At 33.4% G+C, this 14,233-nt stretch carries 9 protein-coding genes; all 9 read left to right on the top strand.

Annotated features, from left to right (window positions below; genetic code table 11):
- The first annotated feature begins 83 nt into the window (after window positions 1–83).
- The 9 genes from NYQ10_RS18540 (at window position 84) to NYQ10_RS18500 (ending at window position 13,813) form a co-directional block, all read left to right on the top strand.
- Complete coding sequence (locus NYQ10_RS18540; protein ID WP_289877710.1) at window positions 84–1,442, top strand: sugar porter family MFS transporter; 1,359 nt, start codon at window positions 84–86, stop codon at window positions 1,440–1,442.
- Window positions 1,405–3,018, top strand: coding sequence for a glycoside hydrolase family 32 protein (locus tag NYQ10_RS18535; protein WP_289877709.1), 1,614 nt, complete (start codon window positions 1,405–1,407; stop codon window positions 3,016–3,018). Before NYQ10_RS18540 ends, NYQ10_RS18535 begins: the two co-directional genes overlap by 38 nt.
- Before the next feature lie 159 nt (window positions 3,019–3,177).
- Window positions 3,178–4,794: a glycoside hydrolase family 32 protein gene (locus NYQ10_RS18530; RefSeq protein WP_289877708.1), complete on the top strand. Its 1,617-nt coding sequence runs from the start codon at window positions 3,178–3,180 to the stop codon at window positions 4,792–4,794.
- A gap of 3 nt (window positions 4,795–4,797) precedes the next feature.
- The gene (locus NYQ10_RS18525; protein WP_289877707.1) at window positions 4,798–7,902 is read left to right on the top strand and encodes a SusC/RagA family TonB-linked outer membrane protein; all 3,105 of its coding nucleotides are present in this window, start codon (window positions 4,798–4,800) and stop codon (window positions 7,900–7,902) included.
- Window positions 7,903–7,922: 20 nt separating this feature from the next.
- Window positions 7,923–9,614, top strand: a complete 1,692-nt coding sequence (locus tag NYQ10_RS18520) for a RagB/SusD family nutrient uptake outer membrane protein (RefSeq protein ID WP_289877705.1) — start codon at window positions 7,923–7,925, stop codon at window positions 9,612–9,614.
- 38 nt (window positions 9,615–9,652) lie between these two features.
- Entirely contained in the window at window positions 9,653–10,549 is an 897-nt protein-coding gene (locus tag NYQ10_RS18515) for a carbohydrate kinase family protein (protein WP_289877704.1), read from the top strand.
- A gap of 301 nt (window positions 10,550–10,850) precedes the next feature.
- Window positions 10,851–11,543, top strand: coding sequence for an SGNH/GDSL hydrolase family protein (locus NYQ10_RS18510; RefSeq protein WP_289877703.1), 693 nt, complete (start codon window positions 10,851–10,853; stop codon window positions 11,541–11,543).
- Window positions 11,544–11,779: 236 nt separating this feature from the next.
- On the top strand, window positions 11,780–12,721 hold the full coding sequence (locus NYQ10_RS18505; protein ID WP_289877702.1) for an ROK family protein: 942 nt from the start codon (window positions 11,780–11,782) through the stop codon (window positions 12,719–12,721).
- Between the two features lie 60 nt (window positions 12,722–12,781).
- A complete protein-coding gene (locus NYQ10_RS18500) occupies window positions 12,782–13,813 on the top strand; it encodes a LacI family DNA-binding transcriptional regulator (protein ID WP_289877701.1) in 1,032 nt (343 codons plus the stop codon).
- The last annotated feature ends 420 nt before the right edge of the window (window positions 13,814–14,233 follow it).

The raw sequence follows: 14,233 nt of genomic DNA, 5'->3' as shown, positions 1-14,233 counted from the left end.
TTTGTAGAAATAAATTGTAACATCATTAAAAATAAGTTGTTTTTTTTGCAGATATCTTAGCAACAAGTTTTAATACATGTACAATGAATAAGATATTGATTTGGTCTATTACTGCTGCACTGGCAGGTTTTCTTTTCGGTTTTGATACCGTAGTAATTTCTGGAGCTGATAAACAATTACAGCTTCTTTGGCATTCTTCAGATGCTTTTCATGGTTCAGTCGTAATGGCAATGGCATTATGGGGAACTGTGGTTGGTGCCATTTTTGGAGGAATTCCAACTAATAAATTAGGACGTAAAAAAACGTTGTTCTGGATTGGTATTTTATACTTTGTTTCTGCTGTTGGGGCTGCCTTTGCAAACGATCCTTTTGTATTTGCCGCTTTTAGATTTATTGGAGGTTTAGGAGTTGGAGCTTCTACAATTGCAGCACCGGCCTATGTTTCAGAAATTGCTCCCGCAGACAAACGCGGAAGATTGGTCGCTTTATATCAATTTAATATTGTATTGGGAATTTTAATTGCCTTTATTTCAAACTACTTTTTAAAAGATATTGGAGAAAATGCTTGGAGATGGATGGTTGGTGTTCAAGCAATTCCTTCTTTTATTTATATACTTTTTATTTTGGGTATTCCAGAAAGTCCGAGATGGTTATTATCTAAAAATAGAGACGAAGAAGCTCGTAAAGTTTTATACAAAATAGATCCTTCTGCAGACATCAATGATCTTATGGATGATTCTCGTGAAAATGGCGTGGTAAAACACGAAAATATATTCATGAAAAAATACCGTTTTCCTTTAATCTTAGCTTTTTTAATTGCGTTTTTCAACCAGTTTTCTGGAATTAATGCATTCCTTTATTATGCGCCAAGAATTTTTGAAGAAGCAGGTTTAGGACAAAATACCGCTTTATTGAGCAGTATCGGAATCGGAGTAACGAATCTTATTTTCACCTTAATCGGAGTAACATTAATTGACAAATTAGGAAGGAAGTTGTTAATGTACATTGGTTCAGTTGGATATATTATTTCGTTAGGTTTAGTTTCGGCTGCTTTTTATTACAATTGGGGCGGATTATCAGTTCCTATTTTCCTTTTCTTGTTCATTGCTTCTCATGCCATTGGTCAGGGAGCTGTAATTTGGGTCTTCATTTCAGAAATTTTCCCGAATCATATTCGTGCATCAGGACAAGCATTTGGAAGCTCAGTGCATTGGGTTTTGGCAGCAATTATTCCGTCCTTAATTCCGATGTTATTTTCGGAAATTGGTCCAGAAGTCGTATTCCTGATTTTTACTTTGATGATGGTTTTGCAATTATTATTCGTAATTTTTCTAATGCCAGAAACAAAAGGAATTTCTTTGGAAGTTTTAAGTGAAACATTAACTAAAAAAAATATCAAAAAAAATGAAATCAACGAAACAGCTGCCGCTCGCTCTTTATAGTGCTTTAGTATTGTCGATTGCTGGCTGCACAACATTTTCAGCTTCGGCACAGACTAAGGTTTTGCCATCAAATGCAAATGAAGAAAAAATGTACCGTCCTAATTTTCATTTTACACCAAAAAAAGGATGGATGAATGATCCAAACGGAATGTTTTATGCCAACGGATATTACCATTTGTTTTATCAATATTATCCAGATAAAAGTGTTTGGGGACCAATGCATTGGGGACACGCAACGAGTAGAGATTTGATTAAATGGGATGAACAGCCAATTGCGATTTATCCAAATAAAGACAAATATATTTTTTCGGGAAGTGCTGTTGTTGATGTAAATAATACATCGGGTTTAAAAATTGGAAACAATGCACCAATTATCGCGATTTATACTTTGCACGATATGACAAAAGAAAAAGAAGGCAAAATAGATGTCGAACAACAAGATATTGCTTATTCTAACGATAACGGTTTTACATGGCAGAAATTTGAGGAAGGAAATCCTGTCGTGAAAAATCCTGGAATTCGTGATTTTCGTGATCCTAAAGTAACTTGGGATGAAACGCACAAACAATGGATTATGGTTTTGGCGGCGCAAGACCGAGCGCAGTTTTATAAATCATCTAATCTAAAAAACTGGGATTTTTTATCTGAGTTTGGAAAAAATATTGGCGCTCACGGCGGTGTTTGGGAATGTCCAGATTTCTTTCCGATAAAATTGGAAGGAACTAAAGAAACCAAATGGATTTTAATTCAAAATTTAAATCCGGGCGGACCAAACGGAGGTTCTGGAGTGCAATATTTTGTGGGAGATTTTGATGGAAAAACATTTAAACTTGATTCTGATTTTGCTAAAAGATTAGAAAACGAAAAAGCTGTTTGGGCAGATTATGGAAAAGATAATTATGCTGGAGTTACGTGGAATAATGTTCCAAGTGCAGACGGGCGACGATTGTTTATCGGTTGGATGTCTAATTGGGAATATGCGCAGCAAGTTCCAACAACGGCTTGGCGAAGCAGCACCACAATTGCCCGTGAATTGAAATTAGTTAAAAAAGGAACTTATTACAATTTGGTTAGCAATCCAGTAAAAGAACTTGACTATTATATTACGGAAACTATCCGAACAAAAGCTTTAAAAGGAATAGAGAATTATACTTTAGTCGAAAATGGAAAAGCAGATTTATCGCAAGCCATTGTAAGTTTAGATTTGAAAAATTTAAAACCCGAAAATTACACGTTTGAGCTTTCCAATTCAGATGGAGAATCTTTAAAATTCGGTTTAAACAACAAAGAAAATTACTTATTTGTTGATCGTTCAAAAGCAGGAAAAAATGATTTCTCAGATAAATTCGCGGCTACGATCAGTAAAGCTTTTTTAAGTGGAAATCAAAAAGAAGCCACTTTCAAAATTATTTTAGATAAAACTTCAATTGAAATATTCTATAATAATGGGGAAAAAGTAATGACGGAAATCTTTTTCTTAGAAAAACCATTTACATCGCTTTCAGTTTCTTCTAAAGAAAAAATCGAACTAAATAATTTAGTAATTCAAAAATTAGATGTTTTGAAAAGGAATTAGAAAAACATCTTAATTATTTTCTTTTCGTTAGAAAATCATAAACAAGTCGCAATAACCACTTGAAAGTGTAATGCTTTCCGACCTTTTATGCTCTTTTCTGAAAAGTAAAAGAATGTAATTTTCACAATAACTTCTAATTATCAACCAATAAAAAATCAAATGAAAGTAACTCAATTACAGTCGCTTGCTCTTTATACTACTGCATTGTTTTTCGTAGCAAGTTTCGAATTTTCTCCTGTAAGAGCGCAAACCAAATCAGTTGCCACTACCACTGTTACAGAAGCAGAATTGTATCGTCCTAATTTTCATTTTACGCCCAAAAAAGGCTGGATGAATGATCCAAACGGAATGTTTTATGCCGATGGCTATTACCACTTATATTTTCAGCATTATCCAGAAAAAAATGTTTGGGGGCCAATGCATTGGGGACACGCGATTAGCAAAGACATGATTAAATGGGAAGAACAGCCAATTGCCATTTATCCTGATAAAGAAAAATATATTTTCTCTGGAAGCGCCGTTGTCGATACACAAAATACTTCGGGTTTTGGAAAAGATGGAAAAGCGCCAATTGTGGCAATTTACACTTTGCATGATATGGAAAAAGACAAAGATGGAAAATTGGACACAGAACGTCAAGATATTGCATATTCTACCGATGGCGGATTTACGTATAAAAAATTTGATGAAGGAAATCCAGTCGTAAAAAATCCAGGAATTAGAGATTTTCGCGATCCAAAAGTTTCTTGGGACGAAGTTCATAAACAATGGATAATGGTTGTAGCGGCTTCAGATAGAGATCATTTTTATGGTTCTAAAGATTTAAAAAACTGGAAATTTTTATCGGATTTCGGCAAAGATTTAGGCGCGCACGAAAGCGTTTGGGAATGCCCAGATTTCTTTCAAATAAAAGTTGAAGGAACTAATGAAAAGAAATGGGTTTTATTGCAAAGTTTAGGACAAGGAGCAGCCAACGGTGGTTCTGGAACTCAATATTATGTAGGTGATTTTGATGGAACGAATTTTATTGTTGATGCCAATTTCGAACAAAGAATAAAAAGAGAAAAAGCGGTTTGGATTGATTACGGAAAAGACAATTATGCAGGCGTAACGTGGAATAATATTCCAACTTCAGACGCGCGACGATTGTTCATCGGTTGGATGGTAAGTTTAGATTATGGCGGAAGCGTTCCAACAAATGCATGGAGAAGCAGCATGACAACGCCACGTGAAATGCAATTAATTAAAAAAGGAAATGAATATAGTTTAATTAGCAATCCTGTAAAAGAATTAGATAAATATGTTTCTAGATCTATTGAGAAAAAAAGCCTGAAAGTAAAAGGTAAAACACCACTTTTTGAATCTGGAAAAATAGATTTAAGACAGGCAATTATCTCTTTCGATTTAAAAAAATTAAAGCAAGATACTTACACTTTTACACTTTCAAATGCAATTGGAGAGTCTTTAACTTTCGGATTAAATAATACAGAAAACTACTTATTTGTTGATCGAACAAAAGCTGGAAAAATTGACTTTTCAGAAAAATTTGCTTCAATCGTTCACAAAGCAAAATTGGACAAAAATCAGAAAGAGGCAAATTTTAAAATTGTTCTCGATAAAACTTCAATAGAAATATTTTACAACAATGGCGAAAAAGTAATGACCGAAATCTTTTTCCTAAACCAGCCATTTAACTCCATTTCAGCTTCTTCAAACCAAGGAATTGAAATTTCTAACCTCGTAATTAACCAATTAAATATAAACCAAAACCAGTAATTTATGAAAAGTAAAATCATTTATTTTCTATTTTTCTTTTTTCCAGTCTTGATTCTTTCAGCTCAGGAAAATCAAGTTAAAGGAACGGTAATTGCGTCAGATGACGGAATGCCGTTGCCTGGCGCGACTGTAACTATTTCGGGAACAAATATAAGTACAGCTACCGATTTTGACGGAAATTTTTCTTTCCAAAACATTGCCTCAAATGCTACAATTGTAGTTTCTTTTATAGGATATGCTCCACAATCTATTCCGGTAAACGGACAGACAACAATCAATGTGACTTTAAAACTCGATAATAATCAATTGAATGAAGTGGTTGTTACGGGGTATTCTAAACAAAAGAAAACCGACATTACAGGAGCTGTTGCCGTTGTCAGTGTTAAAGAACTTATGAAACAGCCGGAACCCAACCCAATTAAAGCTTTGCAAGGAAGAATTGCGGGGGTAAAAGTTTCTTCTGATGGTTCTCCAAGTGGTGCGAATACAAAAGTTGTAATTCGTGGAGTTGGAACATTAAACAATACAGATCCGCTTTATGTAATTGATGGAATGCCAACTAAATCAGGATTACACGAATTAAACCCGAATGATATTGAATCGATTCAGGTTTTAAAAGATGCTTCGTCTGCGAGTATTTACGGTTCTAGAGCTTCAAATGGAGTTATTATTGTAACGACAAAAAAAGGGAAAGAAGGTAAAATGAGAATTAATTTCAGCACTTACACTTCGCTTTCAAGCTATTCTAATAAATTGAGTGTTATGAATGCCAACCAATTTGGACAAGCATTATGGCAAGCTAATATTAATGATGGTTTAGATCCAAATACTAATAACGTTCGTTATCAGTTTGATTGGGCAAATGTTAACGGAAAAGCACAATTAAATAGAGTGATTATTCCAGAATATTTAGATGCAGAACAAACTTTGAAATCGGCAGATACAAATTGGTACGACGCGGTTTCTCAAACTGGAGTTGCCAATTCTTATGATTTATCTGTTTCTAATGCTTCAGACAAAGGAAGTTATGTTTTCTCTTTAGGTTATTATGGAAATGAAGGTGTCGTAAAAACAACAGATTTTGAAAGAATTTCTGCTAGAATGAATGGTTCATACAAATACTTTGATGGGAAATTAGTAATTGGCGAGAACTTCACTTTAAATAGAACAAATGAAGTTACAGATCCAGGAGTTTTAGATCCTGCATTGCGCGCATTGCCAATTATTCCAATCAGAACGGTTGATGGAATAGGATGGGGAGGACCAGTTGGCGGAATGAACGACAGACAAAATCCTGTTCGTCTTTTAGAATATAATAAAGATAATAAATACGATTATTTACGCCTTTTCGGGAATGTTTATGCCGATTTAGAAATCGTTAAAAATCTACATCTTAAAAGTAGTTTCGGTATTGATTATGGCTCCTATAAAAAACGCACTTTACAAAGAAGCTATAAATCAGGTTATTTACAAAATGATCAAACTTCTGTAACAATTGATCAATCTGTAAGCGATAAATGGACTTGGACAAACACAGCAATTTACAGTTTAAACTTCGGAAAAAGCAATTTGAATTTAATGGCTGGAAACGAAATGTACAAAGACACTTACGATACAACGACTTTACGTAAAAATGACTTTTTGATTGAAACGCCAGATTATATGTATCCTGATGCAGGAACTGGAGAATCTTTTACAAGCGGAACTTCAACCGTATATTCTTTGCTTTCTTATTTCGGAAAAGCAGATTACGAATTTGATAATCGCTATTTGCTTTCGGCAACTATTCGCCGTGACGGTTCTTCTCGATTTGGTAAAAACAATCAGTTTGGTACTTTTCCAGCGGTTTCTGGAGGATGGAGAATTAGCAACGAGAGTTTCATAAAAGATAAAATAACGGCAATTTCCGATTTAAAATTGAGAGCAGGTTGGGGACAAACAGGAAATCAAGAAATTAGTAATACAGCTGTTTATTCACTTTATTTAGCAACTTATGCTGGCGGAAGTCCGACTTGGGCAACTTCTTACGGAACGGCTTATGATCTTGCAGGAAACGGAAATGGCTTGCTTCCATCTGGATTTATCGCAACGCAGTCAGGAAATGACGATTTAAAATGGGAAACTACAACGCAGACAAACGTTGGTTTAGACTTCGGTTTCTTAAAACAAAAATTAAGCGGATCGATTGATTATTACATCAAAAAAACAGAAGATATTTTGGTTCTTCCAGCTTATTTAGGAGTTATTGGAGAAGGTGGAAATCGCTGGGTAAATGGAGCTTCTATGGAAAATAAAGGTTGGGAGGTTTCTTTGGGATATCAAGATGAAACATCGTTCGGATTGAAATATGAAATTTCAGGAAACATCGCTGCCAATAAAAACAAGATTACGCAATTGCCAGACGAGGTCAAAAACAATTACGGCGGCGACGGATTAAATGATAATATTTTAGGAAGACCAATCAATTCTATGTATGGTTATGTAACAGATGGTTTGTTTACAACGCAAGATCAGGTTACTAATTCGCCAATTCAGGAAGGAAAAGGTTTAGGAAGAATTCGTTATGTTGATCTTAATGGAGACGGGCAAATTACAGACAAAGATCGTACTTGGATTGGAAATCCGAATCCTGGTTTTCAATACGGAATCAATTTAAATCTGTCTTATAAAAACTTCGATTTTACTACTTTCTGGGAAGGAACAGGAAATGTCGACGTAATCAATAATACAAAATATCAAACCGATTTTTGGAGTGTCGATGATGTTGGCTCAAACAAAGGAACTCGATTGTTAAATGCTTGGTCGGTAGACAATCCGAATTCTACAATTCCTGCTTTGACAACTGTTGATAGAAATGCAGAAAACAGATTTTCAACTTATTATGTAGAGAACGGAAGTTATCTAAAATTAAGAGTTCTGCAATTGGGTTATAATCTTCCAAAAGATTTTCTAAAGAAAATAAATATGGAAAGTTTTAGAGTTTATATCAGCGGACAAAACTTACTGATTTTAGACTCAAAAAATTTCACAGGAGTTGATCCAGAAAATGCTGGATTTGGATATCCGCAGCCAACGACTTTTACTGCTGGTCTTAATTTTACTTTATAAAAGACAAATATTAAATTGACATGAAAAAAATACTATATATATCAGGATTTTTAGTGATGGTTTTATTCGCTTCCTGTTCCGATTTTTTAGAAAATAATCCGCGAGGTGTTTTATCAGAAGATGATATCGTAACGCCAGAAACAATTGAAGGATTTATGAATGCAGCTTATGCGCAATTAGGAAACGATCATTATGATTCGCCATACAGTTTGTGGCCTTTTGGAAACGTTCGTTCCGATGATGCGTACAAAGGCGGAAGCGGTACAAATGATATTCAGGTTTTTCACTTTTTTGAAGTTTCGAATAACATTAGACCTGATTTTGGAGAATTAGACACTTTTTGGTACAATAGTTATGTTGGAGTTGGAAGAGCTAATAAAGCCTTAAAAGCTTTGGAACAAATCTCAGAAGCCGATTTTCCGTTGAAAAAAACACGTATTGCCGAAATGCGTTTTTTAAGAGCGCATTTTTATTTTATGCTGAAAATTATGTTTAGAAATGTGCCATATATTACCGAAGATATTCCAGTTGAAGAATACAAAACTATCTCAAATGTAGCGCTTACAAATGAAGAACTTTGGAATAGAATTGCAGAAGATTTTCAGGCTGCTGCCGATGCTTTGCCAGAAACGCAACCGCAAGTTGGTCGCGCGACACAAAAAGCGGCGTATGCATATTTGGCAAAAACACGTTTGTATCAAGCGTATACGCAAGATGATAATTTTAAAGTTACAGGAATCAATCAACAGCATTTGCAGGAAGTAATTGCGGCGACAGATAAAGTAATCGGGAAAGCAACTTTAGAACCTGATTTTGCGAATAACTTTTTACCAGGAACTTATGAAAACGGACCAGAATCTATTTTCTCGATTCAGTTTTCTGATAATGATGGAACGCTTTACGGAAGATTGAATTTTTCAGATGTTCTTTCAACACCTCAAGGTTTAGGTTGTTGTGATTTTCATAAACCAAGTCAGAACTTAGTAAATGCTTTTAAAACTGGAGCCGATGGTTTGCCACAATTTGATACGTACAACAATCAAGATTTTGATTATAAAAACAGAAATGCAAATACGGTAGATCCAAGATTGTATCATACCGTTGCAATGCCAGGTTTGCCTTATAAATACGATCCAGAATATGTGTATGTTGAATCTTGGGTTCGTTCCCCAGGAACATACGGTTATTTTGCTTCTTTAAAAGAAAATGTGGCACCAAGCTGCAGCTGTTTTGTAAACATTGATCCATTTTATGGGAATTCAAAAAACAGAATTCAGATTCGTTATGCCGATGTGATTTTAATGCGTGCCGAAGCTTTGATTGAATTAGGAAGAAAAGCAGAAGCTTTGCCTTTAATTAATGAAATTCGTCAAAGAGCGGCGCAAAGTACAGGCAGACTTCCTTACGCAAACAACTTTAAAATTAGCACTTATGTTGACGGAGTTAATTGCAATTGGACACAAGATTTTGCCCGCAAAGCAATGCGCTGGGAACGAAGATTAGAATTGGCAATGGAAGGCAGCCGATTCTTCGATTTAGTTCGTTGGGGCGTTACAGATCAAGTTTTAAACACTTTTTATGCAGGAGAAAAATCAAAACGCACGTATTATCAAGATGCTAATTTTGATGCACAGAAAGAGGAATATTGTCCAATTCCTTTAAAACAAATTAATTTCAGCCAAGGACTTTACAAACAAAATCCAGGTTATTAAAGCAAAAAATAAAAAACAATATATTAAATAATTTTAGAATGAATAACGGAAAAAGCCTTAAAGCGGTAGCTTATGGAGAGGTGCTTTGGGATGTTTTTGAAAACGAAAAAAAGATTGGTGGAGCTCCATTAAATGTGGCTTTGCGAATGAAAACATTTGGATGTGAAGTTGCCATGATTAGTTGTGTAGGAAATGATGAAGACGGAGAAGCAATTATCAATCAAGTAAAAAGTTTAGGACTTAAAACAGATAGTATTGTTATAGCAGAAGGTTTTCCAACAGGATTGGTTCAAGTTACATTAAACGATCGTGGATCTGCAAGTTATGAAATCAATTATCCATCAGCGTGGGATAAAATTGTGCTTAATAACACAGCAAGAAAACTTGTCGAAGAAGCAGATGTTTTAATTTATGGAAGTTTGGTTTGCCGTGATGCTATTTCGAGAAATGCCTTGGAAGAACTGCTTGAGACGAATGTTTACAAAGTTTTTGATGTCAATTTAAGAAAACCTCATTATTCTTATGAAATTCTGAATCAGTTAATGCAGTCTGCCAATTTTATTAAGTTTAATGATGAAGAGTTATTAGAAATTGCAACAGCTCTAAATTCACCATTTGAAAGTCTAGAAGAGAATATGCATTTCATTCTAAAACAAACCAAAGCCGAGGCTATGTGCGTTACCAAAGGAAAGCATGGAGCATTATTGCTTTGGAAAGGTAAAATCTATGAAAATGAAGGATATCCAATTAAAGTCGCTGATACCGTGGGGGCGGGAGATTCTTTTTTAGCGGCTTTAATTACTTCATTATTAAACGGAAACGAACCTCAAAATGCCATCGATTTTGCTTGTGCGGTAGGAGCTTTGGTAGCAGAATCTCCAGGAGCAAATCCGGATATTTCGAATTCTAAAATCGAAAATTTAATGGTGAAATAAAAGTGTAAAACTTATATTTCTTTTGTGGAAAGCCTTAAACAGTATATTGTTTAAGGCTTTTTGGTTTTTAATTTATCTCAAATTAAACTTGAAAAAAAAATGCACTTTATTTGGTATACTAAAACGTTTTAGTATATTTGCGACTCTTTCTTTCTATTTTGAATAAATCAAATAAATTTAAATACTTAATTATTAATCAAAAAAATAATAACTAAATATTTAATGACATTCGGATTTAATTAAGATAAAATAGAATAATTAGTAAAAGATAATTTTCAATTTAACCAAGTTGTAATTGCGCATGAAAACCAAAACTTTACTTTATTACTCTTTACTATTTTTTTTCACTTTGCAGATGACTTACAGTCAAGATTGGCCAAATCTTAATCGATATAAAGAACAAAATTCTAAAGTTCCCGTTTTAAGTTCTAAAGATTACAGCCGTGTGGTTTTTATGGGAAATTCTATTACAGAAGGCTGGTTGAATAAAAGGCCAGATTTTTTTAATTCTAAAAATTACATCAACAGAGGAATCAGCGGTCAGACAACTCCACAAATGTTACTTCGCTTCAGACAAGATGTAATCGCATTAAAACCAGCTGTTGTCGTTATTTTGGCAGGAATAAATGATATTGCTGAAAATACTGGACCATATTCGGTAGAAGCGACTTCTGGCAATATATTTTCGATGTGCGAATTGGCAAAACAAAATGGCATAAAAGTTATCGTTTGTTCCGTTTTGCCTGCATTAGAATTTCAATGGAGAAAAGGGAAAGAGCCAGCTCCAAAGGTTGTAGCTCTAAACAAAATCATCAAATCATACGCAGAAAAAAACAAACTCTTTTACGTAGACTATTATTCGGCAATGGTAAACGATAAAATGGGTTTAAAAGACGAATTGTGCACAGACGGTGTTCATCCAAATGAAGCTGGATATGCTGTTATGGAGCCAATTTTAGAAAAAATAATTGCAAAAGCGCTTAAATCTAAATGACTTCATTCTTTTGTTTTAAATTAAAAAGGAGAGTTTTTCTTTAATTCATCAGAGTGACTTCACGGAAATAGTATTGTTTTTTGACAATAAAGTATCAAATGCTAAAAAACTTTCTTTTTAGGTTTGAAATGTTATTTATAAAGCTTTAAAAAGACGCCACGTTTGCAATTGAATAGATTAAACAATTAAAAATAATTAAGCGATTAATTATAGAAATAATTTAAAAAATAGTAGAAATGTCAATAACAATAGGTGTAGATATTGGCGGAAGCCATATAAGCAGTGCTGCCGTAGATGGTAATGACTTTGTAATAATTCCTCAAACATATTTTAGCGGTGCCGTAGATAGTAAGGCTTCTAAAGAAGTTATTATAAAAAAATGGGCAGAAGTAATTAATCAGACAATTGAAGCTGTGGAGAAAACTTCTGGTTATTTCTCAAATGATAAAATTGGAATTGCATTTTCTATGCCGGGACCTTTTCAATATGAAAGCGGAATTGCAATGTTTGAAGGAAATGATAAATACGAATCGTTATATAATGTTTCTGTTTCTCAAGAACTTATAAAATATTTGAATACTAAAAATGTTAGTTTTAGATTTCTTAACGATGCGAGTTGTTTCGGAGTTGGAGGGTCTCTTAGAGAGACTTCATCTACTGAAAGTAAAATTATTGCAATCACTTTAGGAACTGGTTTTGGAGCCGCATTTTTAGATAATAAATTACCGCTTACACAAGGAAATAATGTGCCTCATAATGGTTGTTTATGGGATAAACCTTTCAAGGATAATATTGCGGATAGTTATTTTTCAACAAGATGGTTTTTAAAGGAATACGAGAAAAGTACTGGGAATAAATTGACAGATGGAGTAAAAGAAATTGCTGGAATTGAGAACTTCTCGACTGCCAAAATTTTTGATGATTTTGCAAATAATTTAAGCGAATTTTTAGCTCCGTTTATAATTGATTTTGAAGTTGATTTGCTTATTATTGGCGGAAATATTGCTAAATCGCATCGTTTGTTTTTACCAAAAGTGCAGGAAAATCTTAAAAATAAAAATATAGAATTGAATATTTCAATTGTTGAAAATACTGAGCAGACGAGTATTCTAGGTTCTAGTTATTTATATAATGAAGTTTTCTGGGAACGAATTAAGACTGAGCTTCCTTATTTCTAATAAACAATACTTTACTATATTTGAACAAAATTGTGGATTTAAAATAAAAAGAATCTAAAAATGAAGAAAAAACCTGTTTCTATTAGAAATATTGCCGAGGAATTGAAGATATCTGTAACAACAGTATCTTTTGTGTTAAATGGTAAGGCAAAAGAAAAACACATTTCTAAAGAATTGACAAAAAAGGTTTTAGATTATGCCAAACTAATTAATTACAGGCCAAATCAAATAGCACAAAGTCTTAGAACAGGAAAATCTAAGTTATTGGTTTTTATGGTTGAAGATATTTCGAATAATTTCTTCTCTCAGCTTGCCCGCATTTTTGAAGATATTGCTTATGAAAAAGGCTATAAAGTTATTTTTTGCAGCAATGAAAATGATGACGAAAAAGCCAATGAGCTGATTACATTATTTAATTTTCGCCAAGTTGACGGATTTATTATCGTTCCGTCTCCAGGAATTAGAGAAACGATCGAAAATTTAATTAAAGACAATATTCCTGTCATTTTATTGGATAGATTTTATGAAGGATTAGATTGTAATAGTGTTGTAATTGATAATGAACAAGCTTCTTATGATGCAACACAACATTTGGTGGATAATAAGTTTAAAAATATTTGTTTTGTAAGTACGGCTTCCGATCAAAGTCAGATGTATGGGCGTTTGCACGGATATGAAAAAGCGGTAGAAGCAAATGGTTTAGAGCCGCATGTTCTCCAAATTCCTTTTAATGAAATTATAAAAGGAAAAGGAAAGGAGTATATTAGAAAGTTTTTTAAGGAAAATAAAGATTTAGATGCAGTTTTCTTTTCTACCAACTATCTTGCACAAAGTGGATTAGAGGTTTTGAAAGAAACAAATCAAAACTTGATTAAAGATTTAGGATTGATCGCTTTTGACGACAACGATATGTTTAAAATTTACGATCCAGCCATAACATCTGTTGCGCAGCCTTTAGTGGAAATCTGTACAAAATTAATGGAAGTAATGTTGCCGCTTTTAAAGAAAAAAGACGTTTCTGAAACGCATCAGAAAATCGTTTTAAAGACAGAACTGATTATTCGTGAGTCTTCATTAGCGAAGCAGAAATAGTAAAGAGATTTTTAAAATTTAAAAACTAACCTGATTTCATCTTTTAGATTGATTTCAGGTTAGTTTTTTTATATAAATAAGTTTTTAATTCTCGAATTTTTCTTTCTGATGACAATAAAAATTCGTTTGATTTTCACCTTCAATCTAGCTTGTTTTTCTTAATTTTTTTAAGTCTTAAATCTAGCTTCTTTCTTCTTTATTTTTCCCCTTTCGTCGGCTGTATATCGTCTTTCATCTTTTTAGCAATGTCTTTTATCTTTTTTAAGTGTTAAAATCTTGATATTCCTTGCAAATTGATTTTAACTTTAATTTAAGTCTGTTGATTTTAAAGCTGTTTTATAACGTTTTCGTTCTTTTTATTTGAATTATATTCAATACAATCTTTAAAATAAGTGAATATCTTTAAAAATTAACATTAAA

The organism is Flavobacterium johnsoniae (genome assembly GCF_030388325.1).
In the GTDB taxonomy this organism is placed as follows: Bacteria; Bacteroidota; Bacteroidia; order Flavobacteriales; family Flavobacteriaceae; genus Flavobacterium; species Flavobacterium johnsoniae_C.
This window is presented reverse-complemented; position numbering and strand designations above follow the sequence as displayed.

Coding starts and splice junctions, on each gene's coding strand:
- NYQ10_RS18540 (WP_289877710.1), top strand. CDS start 84: ATGAATAAGATATTGATTTGGTCTATTACTGCTGCACTGGCAGGTTTT.
- NYQ10_RS18535 (WP_289877709.1), top strand. CDS start 1,405: ATGAAATCAACGAAACAGCTGCCGCTCGCTCTTTATAGTGCTTTAGTA.
- NYQ10_RS18530 (WP_289877708.1), top strand. CDS start 3,178: ATGAAAGTAACTCAATTACAGTCGCTTGCTCTTTATACTACTGCATTG.
- NYQ10_RS18525 (WP_289877707.1), top strand. CDS start 4,798: ATGAAAAGTAAAATCATTTATTTTCTATTTTTCTTTTTTCCAGTCTTG.
- NYQ10_RS18520 (WP_289877705.1), top strand. CDS start 7,923: ATGAAAAAAATACTATATATATCAGGATTTTTAGTGATGGTTTTATTC.
- NYQ10_RS18515 (WP_289877704.1), top strand. CDS start 9,653: ATGAATAACGGAAAAAGCCTTAAAGCGGTAGCTTATGGAGAGGTGCTT.
- NYQ10_RS18510 (WP_289877703.1), top strand. CDS start 10,851: ATGAAAACCAAAACTTTACTTTATTACTCTTTACTATTTTTTTTCACT.
- NYQ10_RS18505 (WP_289877702.1), top strand. CDS start 11,780: ATGTCAATAACAATAGGTGTAGATATTGGCGGAAGCCATATAAGCAGT.
- NYQ10_RS18500 (WP_289877701.1), top strand. CDS start 12,782: ATGAAGAAAAAACCTGTTTCTATTAGAAATATTGCCGAGGAATTGAAG.